The sequence below is a fragment of the Rhodopirellula sp. J20-39 genome, from assembly GCF_057365095.1.
In genome coordinates this window covers 5788171-5805391 of sequence record NZ_CP195123.1, presented here as the reverse complement: position 1 = coordinate 5805391, position 17221 = coordinate 5788171, and the positions used below count along the sequence as shown (strand labels likewise).

Annotated in this window: 16 protein-coding genes; 11 read left to right on the top strand and 5 right to left on the bottom strand. The window is 52.1% G+C overall.

The genetic code is table 11. The annotated features are described in order from the left end of the window. Window positions 1-186 precede the first annotated feature (186 nt). A complete protein-coding gene (locus ACR3ZL_RS21155) occupies window positions 187-1374 on the top strand; it encodes a sialidase family protein (protein ID WP_473651108.1) in 1188 nt (395 codons plus the stop codon). A gap of 88 nt (window positions 1375-1462) precedes the next feature. On the opposite strand, the gene ACR3ZL_RS21150 is transcribed toward ACR3ZL_RS21155, so the two are convergent. Both ACR3ZL_RS21150 and ACR3ZL_RS21145 read right to left on the bottom strand, forming a co-directional pair. Continuing rightward, window positions 1463-2431 (bottom strand): hypothetical protein, encoded by a 969-nt coding sequence (locus ACR3ZL_RS21150; protein WP_473651109.1) that lies wholly within the window; start codon window positions 2429-2431, stop codon window positions 1463-1465. Between the two features lie 111 nt (window positions 2432-2542). Then, window positions 2543-2998, bottom strand: coding sequence for a MarR family winged helix-turn-helix transcriptional regulator (locus tag ACR3ZL_RS21145; protein ID WP_473651110.1), 456 nt, complete (start codon window positions 2996-2998; stop codon window positions 2543-2545). Window positions 2999-3118: 120 nt separating this feature from the next. On the opposite strand from ACR3ZL_RS21145, the gene ACR3ZL_RS21140 reads away from it, so the two are divergent. Next, on the top strand, window positions 3119-3685 hold the full coding sequence (locus ACR3ZL_RS21140; protein ID WP_473651111.1) for an OsmC-related (seleno)protein: 567 nt from the start codon (window positions 3119-3121) through the stop codon (window positions 3683-3685). An 85-nt stretch (window positions 3686-3770) separates the two neighbouring features. On the opposite strand, the gene ACR3ZL_RS21135 is transcribed toward ACR3ZL_RS21140, so the two are convergent. Next, entirely contained in the window at window positions 3771-5192 is a 1422-nt protein-coding gene (locus tag ACR3ZL_RS21135; RefSeq protein WP_486172941.1) for a sulfatase-like hydrolase/transferase, read from the bottom strand. 42 nt (window positions 5193-5234) lie between these two features. After that, window positions 5235-6368, bottom strand: coding sequence for an NHL repeat-containing protein (locus tag ACR3ZL_RS21130; protein WP_473651114.1), 1134 nt, complete (start codon window positions 6366-6368; stop codon window positions 5235-5237). Between the two features lie 385 nt (window positions 6369-6753). Between ACR3ZL_RS21130 and ACR3ZL_RS21125 the strand changes: the two genes are divergently transcribed. From ACR3ZL_RS21125 to ACR3ZL_RS21115, 3 genes are all read left to right on the top strand, one after another. After that, a complete protein-coding gene (locus ACR3ZL_RS21125) occupies window positions 6754-8145 on the top strand; it encodes an ATP-binding protein (protein WP_473651115.1) in 1392 nt (463 codons plus the stop codon). Then, entirely contained in the window at window positions 8142-8540 is a 399-nt protein-coding gene (locus ACR3ZL_RS21120; protein WP_473651116.1) for a response regulator, read from the top strand. The genes ACR3ZL_RS21125 and ACR3ZL_RS21120 overlap by 4 nt, the downstream gene beginning before the upstream one ends. Before the next feature lie 142 nt (window positions 8541-8682). Further along, on the top strand, window positions 8683-9597 hold the full coding sequence (locus tag ACR3ZL_RS21115) for a metallophosphoesterase (RefSeq protein WP_473651117.1): 915 nt from the start codon (window positions 8683-8685) through the stop codon (window positions 9595-9597). A 155-nt stretch (window positions 9598-9752) separates the two neighbouring features. On the opposite strand, the gene ACR3ZL_RS21110 is transcribed toward ACR3ZL_RS21115, so the two are convergent. Continuing rightward, window positions 9753-10571 carry a hypothetical protein gene (locus ACR3ZL_RS21110; RefSeq protein WP_473651118.1) on the bottom strand — a complete coding sequence of 273 codons (819 nt, stop codon included), beginning with the start codon at window positions 10569-10571 and terminating at the stop codon, window positions 9753-9755. A gap of 597 nt (window positions 10572-11168) precedes the next feature. Here ACR3ZL_RS21110 and ACR3ZL_RS21105 point away from each other — a divergent pair. The 6 genes from ACR3ZL_RS21105 to ACR3ZL_RS21080 all read left to right on the top strand — a co-directional run bounded on the left by ACR3ZL_RS21105 (window position 11169) and on the right by ACR3ZL_RS21080 (window position 16921). Then, window positions 11169-12458 carry a DUF1559 family PulG-like putative transporter gene (locus ACR3ZL_RS21105; protein WP_473651119.1) on the top strand — a complete coding sequence of 430 codons (1290 nt, stop codon included), beginning with the start codon at window positions 11169-11171 and terminating at the stop codon, window positions 12456-12458. Window positions 12459-12539: 81 nt separating this feature from the next. Further along, window positions 12540-12719: a hypothetical protein gene (locus tag ACR3ZL_RS21100; protein ID WP_473651120.1), complete on the top strand. Its 180-nt coding sequence runs from the start codon at window positions 12540-12542 to the stop codon at window positions 12717-12719. A gap of 288 nt (window positions 12720-13007) precedes the next feature. Continuing rightward, window positions 13008-13742 (top strand): PEP-CTERM sorting domain-containing protein, encoded by a 735-nt coding sequence (locus ACR3ZL_RS21095; RefSeq protein WP_473651121.1) that lies wholly within the window; start codon window positions 13008-13010, stop codon window positions 13740-13742. Window positions 13743-14098: 356 nt separating this feature from the next. After that, window positions 14099-14827, top strand: coding sequence for a tetratricopeptide repeat protein (locus ACR3ZL_RS21090; RefSeq protein WP_473651122.1), 729 nt, complete (start codon window positions 14099-14101; stop codon window positions 14825-14827). A gap of 384 nt (window positions 14828-15211) precedes the next feature. Then, window positions 15212-16249: a glycoside hydrolase family protein gene (locus tag ACR3ZL_RS21085; protein ID WP_473651123.1), complete on the top strand. Its 1038-nt coding sequence runs from the start codon at window positions 15212-15214 to the stop codon at window positions 16247-16249. A gap of 30 nt (window positions 16250-16279) precedes the next feature. Then, window positions 16280-16921, top strand: coding sequence for a hypothetical protein (locus ACR3ZL_RS21080; RefSeq protein ID WP_473651124.1), 642 nt, complete (start codon window positions 16280-16282; stop codon window positions 16919-16921). Window positions 16922-17221 lie beyond the last annotated feature (300 nt).

The following is a 17221-nucleotide window of genomic DNA, read 5'->3' as shown; positions in this document are numbered from 1 at the left end:
TGGGAGCAAGATTGACGTCGAGTCGATCTCCCGCAGCCATGGTGCAACTTCAGTCGGCGAGATGGTGGAATGTTTCGAATCGGGGCAATTGTATTCACCGCAGGTGCTACGACTCTGATGATACCAGTCGGGTACAATTGTTTAAGAAGTTCCCGCCTGCACTGAAATTCCCTCCCCACAGTGAAAATGAAGCAAATGACAATCATCAAGTTGCACGCAAAACGTTGCGTGTTTCTGATCGCCGTTTCGATAATTGGTTTGAATCTTGATTCGGCTGAAGGAAACGAAGTCGGCGATCATGGTCAGCCAACTGAAAGAATCTCGATTCCAACGATTGATATTTCGGGCGAGTCGTCACGCCATTCGATCGTTGCTCAGGGCACGCCGCAAATATATCAAGGTCACCCGTGCACCGTCTTGCTTCCTGACGGTAAGACGATGTTCTGTGTATGGTCTATCGACCATGCTGGGCATCTTGGTCCGCTCGCACGGAGCGATGATGGTGGTAAGACTTGGACGGGGCTGTTGGACGTTCCTGAGAACTGGAAGGACGTGACTCATACGACGCCTACGATTCACTATTTGGTTGATCCAGAGGGTATGGGGCGTGTCTTCGTGTTCGGTGGTCAGGACTTTCCAGGGCGACTTCGACAAGCGTATTCCGAAGACGGTGGTGTGACGTGGACTCCGATGAAAGACACTGGATTGACGGCCGAGTGCGCACCCAAAACGATTATGTCGTTCGACAATGGGAAGCGGTTGGTCATGTGGTGCGACCGTCGTGGTCCCTTTGCAGCCAATCAACCGCATGCAAATCCTTATGTTTGGGAAGCCGAATCGTTCGACGGCGGGTTAACTTGGTCTCCGGAACGTCCGGTCGTTCGTACTGAGTCGCGCTGGGCCCAACCTGCGGTCATCAGGTCGCCCAATGGGAAGCAGCTTTTGATGGTGCTTCGTAATGAAAACGCCCACTCGCTGTTTTCCGTAAGCGACGACGAGGGGAAGAACTGGAGCGAGGTTCAGCCACTCCCAGCCGCGTTAACAGGGCACCGACCTAAAATGCGTTACGCATCCGATGGACGCCTAGTGATGGTGATGCGAGATACCGCGAAAGCATCGAAGACCTTTGGTCATTTCGTCGCCTGGGTTGGCACGTACCAGGACATTGTGTCAAACCGGCAGGGACAATACCGGATCAAGTTGTTGCACAGTCATGCAGGCTGGGATTGTGGCTATTCCGGTTTAGAGTTACTTCCCGATGACACTTTCGTCGCCACCACTTACATCAAATATCGGCCAGGCAAAGACAAACACTCTGTCGTGACCACGCGGTTTAGGCTTGACGATCTTGATCAAAAAGAACCGATGCAATAACCAAAATCAATGCATCTCAAATCTTTGGCTATTGAGGTGCTGGCTTGTTTCAGGCCGCTGGCGGTTTGCTGTGAAACGTGTATTGGCGTTATCGACTCGTTCCGCCTAATTCTTGGTTGTCGATGACGCCGTCGTTGTTTTTATCGAGGCGACCGAACATTTGCGTCGGGCCACGGAACTCAGCTTGAGTGATCTTGCCGTCATTGTTGGCGTCGTGGCGGCGTGCTCGCGCCGCCAAGTTTCTACCTTCGTTGCCACGTGATCTTCCACGCGATGATGTAATGGTGGGCGGCGTTTTGATCGCTTGTTTCATTTCAGTTTCGCTCCACAGCGGGACGTCCTTCCCGCATAGCGTCAGCAAATTTACGAACCAATAATGTGCCATCACTTCGGCTCCCATGCCGTTGGGATGAACCTTGTCAGTCTGAAATGCCTGCGGCCAGATCTTGCTGGTGGGCGTCCAGACATCTGGTCCTTCGAACACTGCGTCGGGTTTGGACTGGATGAAGGCGGACAACGCCAGTCGCTCATTGCCGATCTCGGGTTCCATTGCATGCTTGTATATATGCGTCGCGATTACAACCGCATCCGCTCCGTCGGCTTTCAATCTATCCGTATACGCCTTGATGACGTTGATGCCTTGTCGGATGTGGACGATGTCGTTCTCGTCGCGAATGCCTTCCGCTCGATCGCCAAAGGCCCATTGTAGTGATTGTTGTGCCAGCACGATCGTTGGTTGTGTTTGGTCTTGAAGCATTGGACGTAGTTTCGACGTCCACGGTTGCAGCGGCTGGCCCGTTTGGACATTCATCCACTTCGCGATAGGCGTCGATCCTTGAGTCGCTGACTTCACTTCGATCACTCGTTTGCCATCGAAATATCGGTCGAGTTTTCTCTGTAGCATCGCTGGCCAGTGAAATGATGTGGAATAGCCGTTGACGATGAATGTTCGAGACTCGCCATCGAACCAATCAGGGGCAGGTTCGTTTCCAAGCAAAGAAGTCGTGTTGCTCAAGGCGAACATGCAAATCAGCAACGCAATTGAAAAGTTTCTCATGTCAATTCTTCCTCGTTCAGGGAGATGGAGTGGTCTTGGTCACCAACAAGCTGGCTGTTGCTGTCGAATGTATTGAGAAACATGTCCTTGCGGATCACGTAACAGTTTTGGTTAGTCTTCGCTGGAATCCGAGATGTCAACGGTTTGAGGGGCAACCGCATCCACGATCCGATTTAGCGACGTATGAAGCGTTTGGCGTCGGGCGGGTGTTATCGCGTTTTCGATCGACGAGCGGAGTGCTTCTGTGCTGCGGCTAAGTTTGGTCGAAAGTCGTCTTCCCGAGGGGGTGAGATGCACTCGACGTGCGCGACCATCTGTCTTACAACGCACGCGACGGATGTATTTGCGTTGTTCCAGCAGCTTAAGCATCGCTGTCACTGTGTTACCGTCCGAAGACATGCGGCTACCAAGTTGCGACTGCGTTATTCCATCTTCTTCGGCGAGCAGTGACAGCATCACGAATTGATCGGCCGTTACGCCGAATTGTGAAAAGTGCGTTTGTGCAACCCGATGGATTGTTAAATAGGCTCGCCGCAGACGCATCGGGATGGATTCTTCGAAGGTCATTGCGTTCGGCTTCTGTATGGATCGTGTCGTTTAGAATTCTACTTGAAAGAATACTACGTTTGCGTAATAGTTGCAATGAAATAGATTGATCGTTCCTCGAATTGAATTGGAAGCGAGTTCATGGCGTCGCACGAATTGCCCACACCCATCGTTCGCAAGGTCGAAGAAGTATCCGGGGCTGTTGAGCACGGTTCCAGTCTGCAGCCCGTCCAAAAGCGGGAAGTCTTGTTGCGATTGGAGGCTGAATCCCTGGGCAATATGCGTAAACGGGCAACGGTTCGGGTCGAACAGCCCAAGGGCAGTACATTCGAGATTATTTGCGACGAGGGCCCGTATTTAGACGGTGATGACTCCGCGCCGCCACCGCTGGCGTATTACAGTGCGAGTATCGCGTTTTGTCTGCTAACTCAGCTTTCTCGTTATGCGAAGATCAAGAAGCTGAGCATCAGCAGCATGAAGTTGACGCAAGAAACCCGATTCGCGATGGAAGGTTCTGTCATTCAAGGAACGCTCGCTGGTCGCGGCGTGGAAGTAATTACTCATCTTGATATTGAATCCGACGAACCCGAATCGGTGATTCAAAAGATGATTGAAGTTGGCAAAAACAGTTGTTTCATTCACCAATCGATCATGCATCCGGTCCCCTCGACGATTCAGGCGAAAGTGAACGGCCAACTTCTGGAATGACCGTTCGGCAAGGAGGCTACCGCCTTCGTCTCGCTTCGGACTACGTGGCGTATCGGTTGTCCTGCACAGCGGTGCGTTTGAACTGCTACTTCACTGGATAATCGTCCCCGGACCAACTGCGAAGAACGGAGCGTTGCCAGGCTTCAAGGGAAGTCTTCATTGTGAAAGCCCGACCAGGGTATTGTTCACTTAGGTCGTTGGTCTCCATTGGGTCGTCGCCGAGATGATAAAGTTCCAGTTTAACCTGATTATTCTTGTCGATGCGATGAAGTTTCCAGGGCCAAGCGTTCCATGCGGCATGCCCATGCAAGTCATCGGGGTCCAGAGCAACAAATTCATTCACATTTTTTAAACGTCGTTGGGGGTAAGGATTAGGCTCCCCATTTCGCTTCGCGTCTATCATTGCTTTGATGGTGCGGTCGTTCCAGGTCGCCTCTCCGCTTTCGAAGTCGTGCCAAAATCCCATCGGCGGGCGAGAGTTCACCATGCCCTGCATCATATCAGTTAGGTCAACTCCGTCGAGAACGGGCTGTTGGGCTACAGTTGCACCCGAGATCGACAAGAGTGTTGGATACAAGTCAGAGATAAATGCTGGGGTGTTGATTTCCCTAGGTTCAAACCTTGCTGGCCAACGCAACACTGCGGGGACGCGAAGCCCACCTTCGTAAACGCTACCCTTTTTATTGCGTCCCCCTGAAGACTCAGCAACTAATCCACCATTGTCGCTGCAGTACAAGAAGAAGGTGTTGTCTTGGATTTTCAGTTCACGTAGGCATTCCGTTAGTCGTCCTATCTGTTGGTCAAGCAGTGTGATCTCCCGGAAGTAGCCGGGCTTTGATGTTTGCTGGTCGTCATAAAGCGTGGCAGAACCAGCGATATCATCGGGGATCTCTTGGTGTGGGTCGTGAGGCGATGGAAGCCAGGTCACAGAGAACATCGGTTTGTCGCCGTGTACGTGTTTCTGCAAGAACGCGATGGTTGCGTCCATACAGATCACCGTTCCTTTGCCTTGGATCTGTTCAAATTCGCCGTTGTGCGCCAGGTAAGGATCGTTGTCGAAAAAGTTGAGTCCTGAAACCCACTCATCAAATCCCGCTCCGCCCGGGTTTGTGGGGCTTTTGGGTTGTATGGAACCGATGTGCCATTTTCCAAAATGACCGGTGACGTAGCCGGAGTCTCTAACCGCCTCGGCGATCGTTTGTTCATGAGGTCGCATGTAGTGACCATGATTTGGCACATTCGTGCGAAACGGATGGCGTCCGGTCATGAAACTCGCACGTGTTGGAGAGCACACGGGAGCACTGGCATAAAATCGATTGAAGACAACACCACCGTCCGCCATCGCATCAAGATTCGGTGTTTGCACGAAGGGGTGTCCGGTGAATCCGGAGTCGCCGTAGCCATGATCGTCTGCCATCACTAGAACGATGTGGGGGCGATCATTGGCGGAGGCCCAGCCAGCGAGGCAGGTCAAACATGCGAAAGCGACGGGAATCCGATTCAGCATCTGTTCAATGTCCGGCGTTAAAGGGCTGCGAATCTTCCGAGTCTAAACCCGCTCGAGTTTCACCGGAGCGGTGCGTTCGCCGTTCCACTGGCACACGTAGACGTTTTCGTCTTCGTCAATGCAGACATCGTGCCCGTGGTAAAAGGTCTTGGCTTTGTCTTGTTGGACGGTTTGCAGAACCCCGTCCTTGTAGATCGGTTGCTCGCCACCAGGGCACGAAATCACTCGGTCGTCCTGGTCCATCACCATGGTGAAGCCAGATTGGTAGAGCCAGGGTTTCGGTACGTTGACTTCGCCGAATCGATGGCTCCAGCAAACGCCAGCATAGACATGGTCTCCGTGAATCACGGGGCGACATATCTGCAGGTTGGCTAGGTGCACCGTTTTGATCCAAGAGCCGTCCAGCGTGAAGTACTTAAAAGCTCGCTGTCCACGACTGGTTACAATCAGCCTTGGGTTGGCTGGATCTCGACTATCCAAAGCGATGCCATGAGCATTGGCCAAGTTGTAGTTTGGGTCTTCATTGTTGCGGCCACCAAACTTCTGGATGAACTTTCCATTTTGGTCATACCGCAAGATGTAATCCGATCCGTAACCATCGGCGACGTAGATATCACCGTTCGGTGCAACGGCCGTCTCGGTAGGTTGAAACAGCATCTCTGGCGTATAGGCTCCGACCGTCATCGGATGGCTGATGGTGAACAGCATTTTCCCATCGATTGTCATCTTAGCGACGTATCCGGTTTGGCGGACCATCGTTTCGCCGTCTTTCAGACTGCGTGCCCAGCCACTTTCGCTGACGTAAAGCATGTCTTCGCCACCTTCGTCGACTAGGGTCAATCCATGACCGCCGGGCCAATAGGTGCCCCAGCTATCAAGGACTTTGCCTGATTTGTCAAAGATGAGGATATTGTTTCGCGGGTCGTCTCCTATCATCACCAATCGCCCCTTGGAGTCCTGCACCATCTCATGACAGTTGTCGATATAAGTGTTGGAAGGATCGATCGTTGCCCAGTCCTTGTGGACGCGATAACGAAAGTCACCATGTCCAATCAGGCCGTCTGTATTGGGGTCACCGCCGTCCGCAGCGTTGGTGGTTGAAACAGATTGAGAGAACGCGGCAGTCGCCGCAGAAGCAGCCAAACTGACTTTGAGAAATGATCTTCGATCGGACATGTTGTAGTGGTAACAGTGGGGAAAGCTGACTGGTCGGCGAACACATTTGTTATTGCGAATTCGGTAATATACCATGGTCGCATTGCTGGATTTCCATGGACGCGTGAAAGTTGGAATCCTCGTGCAGGGGGTGGCTTTCCTCGCTGAATCGTTCTCAATGCTGTACCCGGGCTTGGCCGATTTTTGCGAGGAGAAGCCGCGTCAGGCAAATGTGAGTGCTTTGCGGCATGTCAGCTGGTAATTCTGAGCGAGTTCGTGTTTGAGCCGACGCTCAGGCTCCACCGATGGACCATCCTGGATCGACTGTTATCTTTTACTCCCTGTTACGTCCATCCGCATGACGACATCGGTGTCCGGCCGGCGCCATCATTAAACAGGAAATCTCATGTCGCCAATCGACGAAGCGACGATTACACGCCGCGGCCTGACTGCCAGTTATGCGGTCGCTTTGCTAATCGTTGCCAGTATGCTGCTGTTGGCGTTTCTAACGTTGTCCTACCAGCTTGGGAAAAACCAAGACGATGCGAGACTGATTAACGTTAGTGGCCGACAGCGAATGTTGTCCCAGCGTATCGCTCTATTGGCATCGAAGCTCTTGGATCCAAAGATTGATCAGAACAGAGATGCGATTCGGGATGACCTGCAAGGTTCAGTCGAATTGATGCGAAAGAGCCAAGACTGGTTAATCGGCGTGGCGGATGGGAAAGCGAATTCCAAGGGGCAAATGAGTGCTCAGCTACAGAAATTGTACTTTGGCGACGATGGAGTGGCGCCACTCGTGGAGGCCTATTTGGCCGATGCCACTCGATTGGACATGCTGGCGCATTCTACTGAGTCGTTTGCGGAAGCCGGGTTGTTGGCTGACGCAATTAGCCAACGAACCATCTCCGGTGGTCTGCTTGGGAAACTGGATCGTGTCGTTCAACAGTATGAGATAGAAGCGGAATCCAAACTCCGACGATTTTGGTGGTTTGAATTTGCTTTTTTGCTGGTAGGTCTGGGGACGCTGGCTGGCGAAGCAGTTTTTATTTTTCGGCCGATGGTGGGGGCCGTGATTCGAAGCGTCACAGCATTGAGGTCCGCCAACGAAGAGTTAGTGGAGTTCGCCTATCGCATTTCGCATGATTTGCGGGCTCCCATTCTATCTTCGATCGGAATCGCGGAACTCGCAACCGATGCGTTGAACGAAAATGATGTTGGTGAGGCGAAGAGGTCGCTGAGTCACATTCATGATGCACTGAATCGCGTGTCGGTCACATCCGATGATATTGTGCAATTAGCTAAGCTTCGGATGATGGATGTCGATAAAGAGAGTTTTCGGCTAAAAGAAGTGATTGACGAGTCGCTGGCGGCTTTAAGACGCATGCCAGGGTATGGCGACATTACAATCAGCATTGAAGCGGCAGATTGTGAACCAATTTGGGCTAAACGGTTGTTTGTTAAGCAGTCAATCGAAGCTCTCGTTTCCAATGCGATCAAGTACCGTGATCCCGTTGTGGATCGTCCATTTGTCGAAATAACGGCGACGGTCGAAAACGGTATTTGCGTTATTTCGGTCACTGATAACGGATTGGGAATTGCCGCGGAATGTCGACCCAAAATATTTTTAATGTTCCAGCGTTTCCATCCGAAGGTATCCTTTGGTAGTGGATTGGGGCTGTACTTAGTCAAGCAAAACGCAACTGCTCTTCAAGGGGATGTGAGCTACCACCCCTGCGATAACGGATCGCGTTTTGTAATTTCGTTTCCGGTGCGTGAAGGGGTAATGGAAAATTGAATACCGTTTTGTTGATCGATGATGACGAAGTTGATCAGTATCTTTGCGAGCGAGTGTTTAAACGCAGCGGTTCTCTGTTGACGTTGCTGACGGCCAGTGATGGAGTCGAAGCATTGGAACTGCTGAAGGAGGCGGATCCATTGCCGGACTTGATTCTGCTGGACATCAACATGCCGCGAATGAATGGGCATGAATTTCTTGCTGAATACAGCAAGTTAGAGCATCGTGATATTCCAGTGATCGTCATGCTGACGAGTTCTGACCAAGAACGCGACCGCGAGGCGGCCATGAAGTATCCAGCCGTTCGGGACTACCTTTTAAAACCGCTTCGCAAAGAAATGATTGATCAGCTAGCAGCCTTGGTTAAATCGGCTAAGGCGGCTGGTGAAGCCTAGGTACAAGAATAGGCCGCTTAGCTGAGAAGCCAATAGATTAATGGCCGGTGGCGTTTTATCGCTTCCTGATGACACTGATATTTCGCTACGTTATGCGCACCAATCGGGTCGGTGCCATGTAGGAGTCCCAAAAGATTGAATCATGAATCAGACCAACCTCGCTGGCATCGAACGACGGCAATTTCTCAAGAATGGGACAGTCGTGCTGGCTGCAGGTGCTTTGGCTGCGCCTTGTTCATGGGGCGAAGGAGGTTCATCGAGCGAAGGAATTCTAACGCCACTGCGTGTAGGGTTGGTCACGGATTTGCACTATGCCGATAAGCCTCCCGCTAGCACACGTCATTATCGGGAATCGCTAGCCAAGCTTGAGGAAGCTGCAAAACAGTTTGAAAAGGACGTCCCAACTTTTTTGGTCGAAATGGGGGATTTGATCGATGCTGCCGACTCTGTCGAGGTGGAGCAGCGATACTTGAAGACGATCGATAAGGCCTTCTCTGCGATCTGTGACGATCGGCACTATGTGCTAGGGAATCACTGTGTCGACACGTTGACGAAGAGCGAGTTTCTCGGCAGCGTCGGCCAAGAAGAGTCGTATTACTCTTTCGACCGAGGTGGGGTCCACTTCGTCGTTCTGGATGCTTGTTTCCGAAGCGATGGGGAGCCGTACGGGCGGAAGAATTTTAATTGGACTGATGCCAACATTCCTGCGTATGAACTTGAGTGGTTGAAGGCTGATCTTGGGGGGGCGGACAAGCCAGTCATCGTATTCGCCCATCAACGTTTGGACGTCACTCACAACCACAGTGTGAAGAACTGTGCTGAAGTGCGAGCGATTTTCGAAGCGTCGGGCCGAGTCATGGCTGTGTTTCAAGGGCATAGCCATAAAAATGAGTTGCAGGACATCGGCGGTATCCACTATTGCACGCTCGTCGCGATGGTTGAGGGATCGGGGCCAGACAGCAACGGTTACTCACTGCTGGAAATCAAGCCCGATCTCACGATGCATCTGACTGGGTTTCGGAAGCAGCCGTCCCACGAGTGGATACCACAACGATAGCTTCGCTGCGTGATAAATAGGCTGCGTGATAATCAAGCTGCGTTGTGAACGATTCGCTCGCGATAGCCTAGCTAGCTAAGGCAGTACTCCAAGGCTCGATGAAGCAGTGCCAATTGATGCACCGACCGTGACTTTTTGTCGGACTTTGGTTGGCGTTAGAACGTGACGCCACATGTCAGGAACCAACCGAATAGACCCGTGTCTTCGGAGTCGTCGTCCACAACGCCTTCGTGTTGTTGAGCTTCGACTCCGCCACGGAAGAACGTATTGCAACCACTGATATCGGTTTGGAATTGCCCACCTAGTTGGACTTCCGTCCAGCCCAATATCAACCCATCGCTCTCTGCTGCTGGGTCGTCGCCGAATAGCATTGAGTATTGCGTCCAGCCGAAGAGGCTAAACTTGCGTCCGATATCTCGCTGCAGTGTCACGCCGAGTGTGATGCCATCGCCTTCGAAGTCGGCATAGAGATCACTCTCGTAAACTTCCACCAAACTCCCGTGCCGATAGCCGGCTGATAGGATGCCTTGAAACTTACTTAGGCGAAATCGGTCAGTGATTTCGAAGTCGAAGTAGTCGGCTTTTAGTCCGCCAAGCCCATCTGGGAAACTCTGCACGGAGTCGTAATCGAAGTACCGAAACCTTGCACCGAGTCCTTCGCTCGTTTCGTATCCAACATTGAAGCGGAAGCCATTGTCTGCTCCGGGAACACCAAAGTCTGAATAGGTGTCTCCTTCGGAAGCATGTGCGGTCAGACGCAAGAATTGGAAGTCGGCAAAATAGCCACCGCATTTAGGTTGGTTGCAACAATCTTGAACATGCGGAGCTATGTCGCAATACGTGTCAACGCAATCGGGGGTATCGCAATAGCCGCCAGCGATCGATCCCTCTTGAGCCGATGCGGATATGCCGAAAGCGAGTACGACTAAATGAGTGGCAAAGACTCTAATGCCGCTGCTTTTGATTCGATCCATCACTCTGCCCCGAGTTTTTGATAATTGAGTAAGGCTTCCTTGCGACGCTGCTTCTACGCCCATTACCGAAAAAGCAAAACGTGACGATTCTTCGGACGGTGCGAGTGCGCGATAAGGCGTGTTATCGAGAGGGGTCTTGTAAACGGTGAGCCGAACAACAGATCTGCCGGTCATTCCGGTTGTGGAAGATAATCTCAACTTTGGCTTTCGCGAGTTATTTGCCGTCCGTTGCCACCGCCTCACTTATCGGCTTCGCCATTCTCTGGACGTTTTCAAGTTCCTGTACTGGCGACGACGACACGTTGTCTTGACCCTCAATCGAATTCATCGCTAGTCGAGCGAATGATTTGTTCTAGTTGAATCAGGCTGAATCGGGGCATTGGTGGACAAAGCGTTGCATTGTCGGGGTAGCGATCGGGGTGGTCGCTTCGTTTTTCGTAGCCACAAAGGATGATCGCTGGCTTAGACGCTCAAGGTGGCAAATTGAACGGTTTGAACGCAGTTGCCGATAATGTATGATTGTTAACACCGGTTGTGTTTCCTTTGTAGGCTCACAGCGGTCGCTTCTTCTTCTCTAAGCCAGTTGGGGTATCTTTTATGTCAAGGTCATCAATCAAACGAGGCCGCGGCTTCACACTCGTGGAGTTGCTCGTGGTCATCGCAATCATCGGCGTGTTGGTCGGTTTGCTTCTGCCGGCTGTTCAAGCCGCACGGGAAGCAGCGCGGCGAATGAGTTGCAGCAATAACTTCAAGCAGATTGGCTTGGGACTGCACAACTACCATTCCGCCTACAAGCAATTGCCAATGCACATGGGTGGGACTCGCTCGCCAACCAATGGGCAGTGGTATTCTGGCGGCAACGGTGCTCAAGCCGCTAACGCGAGCTCACTAAGTATGCTGGTTGGTTTGCTTCCATTCATCGAACAGCAAGCTTTGTGGGAACAGATCGCAAACCCGAACGATACCTACTGGAACGGTTCGAAGGTGGTTAGCCCGATGCCAACCAGTCCTTGGAACTCAATGGGACCATCACCTCACGAATCACGATATGTTCCGTGGCGAACTCAAGTGCCTTCGTTTCGCTGCCCAAGTGATCCTGGCCAAGGTGAGCCCTCCTATGGGCGTACAAACTATGCCGCATGTTTGGGCGATGGAATTAGCTACTCGTCGACCGGCGTAGGTTCTTACAGTTCGTCGGGATGGTTGGATGAAGTGTCGACGGGTACCAAGCTGTGGCAAACTCCTGAAGGGCGAGCTCAGTACACTCGTGCAGGTTGTCGTGGCGTGTTCGTTCCCCGACAAAGCAGCAAGTTCCGCGACATTCTCGACGGTCTTGCTAACACGATCATGGGCGGCGAAATCGCTACCGATCTGGGTGACCTGGACAAGCGAACCATTCCGATGCGAACCGGCAGCCACAATAGCAAGACGACCGGTCCACTGCGTGAGCCGGACGCATGTACCGACCTTGGATATGTCGATGCGGAGCGTCCTCAGTTTTGGGAAGGATCGCGAGCGTATTCTGGCACGAGTTCACCAACCAATGGTATGGCGGAACGACCTCAGTTTGGTCGTGGCTATCGTTGGGCCGTTGGCTCGCCAACGATGACTGGGATGATGACGATTCTGCCCCCGAACCGTGAGCTATGCAACGCTTACAACCACGATGGGGAATCAACTGCTACGGCCAGTAGTCGTCACCAAGGTGGATGTCACATCCTAATGGCTGATGGTGCGGTCAAGTTTGTGACCGATTCAATCGAAGCTGGGAATTCCAGTGCAGACGGAATTTTTCTTAGCAACCAACCCGGTGCTGAAAGCCCCTACGGACTTTGGGGAGCACTGGGGTCGCGTGCAGCTAAGGAAGTCATCGACGAGAGTTTCTAGCGGAAGTTGTTTCGTTGCTCTATCACCGGATGTCTGTCGCGGCATCCGGTGTTTCACCTCTTCTATCTAAATGGAATTGAAATGATGTTAGTTCGCTTTGCAGTCTTGGCTTTGTTAGCAATGCCTCTCTCTAGTTTGGTCGGTTGCGGCGACAGTAACGAACCGCAACTTATCGAAGGTCCTGTCATGGAAAACGGTGGGATGTCGGAGGCGGAGTTGAACTACGAGGCCCCCGCCGAAGAAACATCAGGTGCCTACTGAGTATTGCCAGTACCCCGTAGGTTCTCAGGCACCGGAAGACGACCAAAATCGATGCGCGTAACAAGTTTGCACGCATCGATTTTTCGTGTCCACGCTGAATACAACTCGAATTTATATCGCTGGTATCCATCTGCTTGGCGAACTCAAATTCGCCAAAGGCACAGCACTTCGATGCAACCGATACCGCTTCATTTTTCGCGGGGGTTGTCAATTGGCTCGACGGGAGGGGCGTTCGTTAAGTTTTCATGGAGAGAACTCGTTTTGTCACTCAGAGGGCTAGATAGTGACATGAAAGAACCTACCATTGATGCCAACCAGATAGTTATCGATCGAACAGGACCCCTGACGATGAAACATCTTCTTTGCGGAATATTTGCCGTTGCCATGTTGTTGCCGGGCTCGGCTAATGGCGCACTTGTGATCACGGGTGTGATTGACGGTCCACTTTCCGGAGGCGTTCCGAAGGCGGTCGAGTTCTATGCGACAACAGACATTACTGATCTTTCCATATACGGTTTTGGCTCGGCGAACAATGGCGGAGGCACTGATGGCGAGGAGTTCACGTTTTCCACTGGCCCCGCCTCAGCTGGTGATTTCCTCTACGTAGCCAGCGAACTTACTGGCTTTACCAATTTTTTTGGCTTCGCACCTTCGGCTACAGGTTCGACTGCAAACATAAATGGTGACGATGCAATCGAGCTCTTTGAGAATGGCGTTGTTATCGACGTCTTTGGCGACATTGGTACCGATGGCACAGGGCAGCCTTGGGAATATTTGGATGGTTGGGTCTATCGAAAAAGCGGCACTGGTCCCGACGGTTCAACTTTCACGATTTCGAACTGGATGCTTTCTGGTACCAATGCTCTTGTTGGCGAGACTGCGAATGCAAACGCAGATAGTCCATTTCCAATTGGTACGTACTCAGCGAGCGCGGTTCCTGAACCTTCATCGATTCTAGCATTAGCAGGTTTGGGGTTTGCCGGATTTTGTAGAAGGCAACGCCGAAATACTGCGGCTGATTGAAATGGTGAGATTGGTTTAGGAGTTAAGGAGGGGTTCTAGCCCCCTGGTGACACTGACGGTCGTGCTTCATTTGCCCTGCTTTTTATTGCTGCTCCTGTTTTATTTGAGCCTAAAGTCGAGGCGAAGGCGTAGTTGCTTCCGTCGTGGTCTCACGCAAAGTCGCCAAGCCGCGAATTGAAAATTCCGCCAAATCCTAAGCTTCGCGGCTTTGCGCCTCCGCGTGATATTGTCCGCCTTCTCCTCCACTAGGTTTGTCGGTAGGTATCAGTGCGTTTGCATGAGAAGTACGCGGGCTGCCAGTGAGCGAGTCGTGCTATGCTACGGTTTTCGAATTTACTTTTTCGCGGAATCTATGCATGCGGTTGTTTTCGGTTGCTCTCGCTATTTTCGTTGCGTCCTGTTGCTTGGAAGCTGGTTGCAGTGAAGTCCCACCTGCCGCGGTTAGCGAGGACGCTACTCAGGCCCAATCCAGTCAGGAGGATGGGGGCGAGGCCGTCGTCGAGACTTCTGCTCAGCACTGGTTCGGCCTCGGTGACACTCAGCTTCGCGCTGGTCGGTGCAAGGGCGCGGTAAAAAGCTTTGAAGAGGGTTTGAAGCGAACGCCCGCAACGGAACCTTATCTTTGGCAGTATGGAATTGCGTTGTTCTTCGTGGGGCGTTTCGACGATGCACAGGCTTTGTTCGAAAAGCATCGCAAGGTAAATCCGAACGACGTTGAAAACGCAGCGTGGCATTATCTCTGTGTTGCGAAGGCGACCAGCGTTGACCAAGCCAGGAAGATCCTGCTGCCCGCGCCAGATGACCGTCGGCCACCGATGGCTCAAATCCTGGCTCGGCTTTCAGGGGGCGATTTCAAATCAATTGAGGAAGCTGTAGATCGTCTTGAAGATTCACCCGCGTACGAGTCCGCTAGGTTCTACGGTGATCTCTACATCGGCTTGATCGCGGATGCCGAAGGTGACCCCGCGATCGCCACGGCGTTCATGGAAAAAGCCGCTAGCACCAGCCAAACTCATTACATGGCCGATGTCGCTCGTGTCTATCACCAGCATCTCGGGGCAAGTAACGTCTCTGTCAAAGACTGACATCAGGTGAGGGACGTCTCGACTCACGCCAAGATTCGTTCGTTGTGAGAATCACGAAGAGGGTTGAGTGTCAGTCGAACCATCGCGTACCTAATGACACAGATTGATTGGTGGAGCGATTAAACCGAACACTGAATCGCAGATTGCTGTTCGCCTCTTTCGGTAGGAACGTTGTGGGAAGTTCGCTTGTCGGTGTCCACCTGTTTTGTGTCACGATCCTCGTTAATTGGCGTCGGATTGAGTAGGCTGCTAGCTGCCACCTATTTGCCTCGCCTTTCGTACTTGTCGTCAACGCTATTGCCATAGGGTTCGTCATAGGGGCTTTAACGCTTTCAATATTGCAACCGTTTTCGCCGACTCGAGATTTATCCAGTGACCGCTCGAATGATCTGCTTCGTTGTTTCTCTCTGCATTAGCACGGGTTCCATTGTTCTCGCCTCGGCCGAGGATTCACTGCTCGCAGATCGGCTTGTGTATCGAGGCGTGGCGGTCAACGATCCGGCCATGACGACTTGGGGGGCTAGCCCGTTGAAAGACGATCAAGGCGTTTACCACTTGTTTGTCGCACGATGGCCGAGTTCGTTGAAAGTGAATCCGGGCTGGAGATCCCATTCCGAGATTGCCCACTTTTCAGGGCCATCACCAACGGGACCGTTTGAGTTCCAGGAAGTCGCGTTAGCAGGGACGCACAAAGAAGGTAATTGGGAAAAGTTCGCTCCCCATAATCCGCTGATCAAGAAGTTCGGTGATACCTACGCGCTGGTCTACATCGCTCGAACGAACCCCAGGGTGAACAGCACGCAACGAATTGGGTTGGCCACTTCATCGTCGTTGTCCGGCCCGTGGCATCGGCGTGACAAACCCATACTCTCGCCGTCGGTTGTGGACGGTGAGAATTGGACGTTTGGATCCGGCGTTGGGGTTAACAATCCGGCGATGTTGCAAATGCCGGATGGTCGTTTCTTTCTTTACTTCAAGGCTCAAAAAAAGTCGGGTGGCGCAGCGAAGATGGGGCTCGCCATCGCGGAGCAATTGGAAGGTCCCTACGTGATACAGAAGGATCCGGTCACTAATAACAAAGCCAGTGTGGAAGACGGCTATGTTTTCTTAGGGGCGGACCAGAAAGTGCATTTCGTAACCACTGACAACCACGGTATCTTGCAAAAAGGTGGCGGGTTGCACTGGGTATCGGATGATGGGCTGAAGTTCGGATCGCCTACCCAGGCGTATTACCCACTGGATCACTACATTCAAAAGTTGGACTACCCCAACGCGAAAACGATTTACGGCCCAGGAATTTGGAAATGCGAACGTCCGCAGATTCTCGTTGAGAATGGCGAGCCGAAATGGCTCTATGCTCCGTCAGGGATATCGCTAGATGGTGATCCGGCTACGGAATCGCACGTCTTTGAGATCAAGTAGCAAGAAGGGCAGAAAGTGGTAGGTAATCAGATGATTGAAGTGAGCCGGTTTTTGCGACAGCGTGTTTGTTCGGTGTGCTGGCTCAAACGCGGTGCATCAGGCAATGATGTTTCAAAAACAAAGGTAGCCGCCATGAAGCAGGCGATCACAGTTCTGCAAGTCGCTTTGATTTCGCTCGTTTTTTTGACAAGCGGTACGGCTTCCGAATTGGTTACACCCGAGTTCTCGATCGCAACGAAGCGAGACAGCGATAAGATCGAAGTGTCTGTAAGAGACAGCATGACGATCGTCTCGATCCATAGTCCGTTCGGCATCAGCGACGCGATCATCAAACGCACGAGCCAGCAATGGCCGGATAGCGTGGTGTTGAACTTGCACTTGAAGGGTTTAGAAAACTTTCAAGTTGCGAATGGAAAAGTAATGCTCGTAGCCGCCGTTTCCGGCTTTGCCGAGAAGATGCAGGTCCGGCAGTGGAAAGCAAATGAGGAAGATGCGCTATTGAATCCACGCAGCCCGTATTGGATGAAGATTCGCAGGATAGGTAGTGACGGTAGGCCCGTTTCCGCCAATCCGCTGAAAACTGGCTACTTCGAGATAACGTTGCCGAAGCAGCTTCTTGAAGACAACCCAAAGTCAATCAAGGTCAACTGGATTGATTTCTATCGAGGCTGATAGGAGCGATTCGATTGCGTTCGTCTTCGATCGCTGCGAATTTCGCCTTTTGAAATTTTGGCGAGATCGGAAAATTGGAAACAATCCGGTAATCTGCAACGGACATTCCATCGTCACTGTCGCGAAAGGTATCGCTAGGTCAGACGCCTGTAACAAGCAACTGCCTGTAGCGAGCAACTGAGCGAGAAAACGCTAGCGGATTGGTCCGCGATCGCACGTGGTTTGGTTGCCGAATGGACTGCGGGGGGGGGGCGTCGCAACGTTCTGGCACAAGTATTGGTGCGCATCGAGAATGGAATG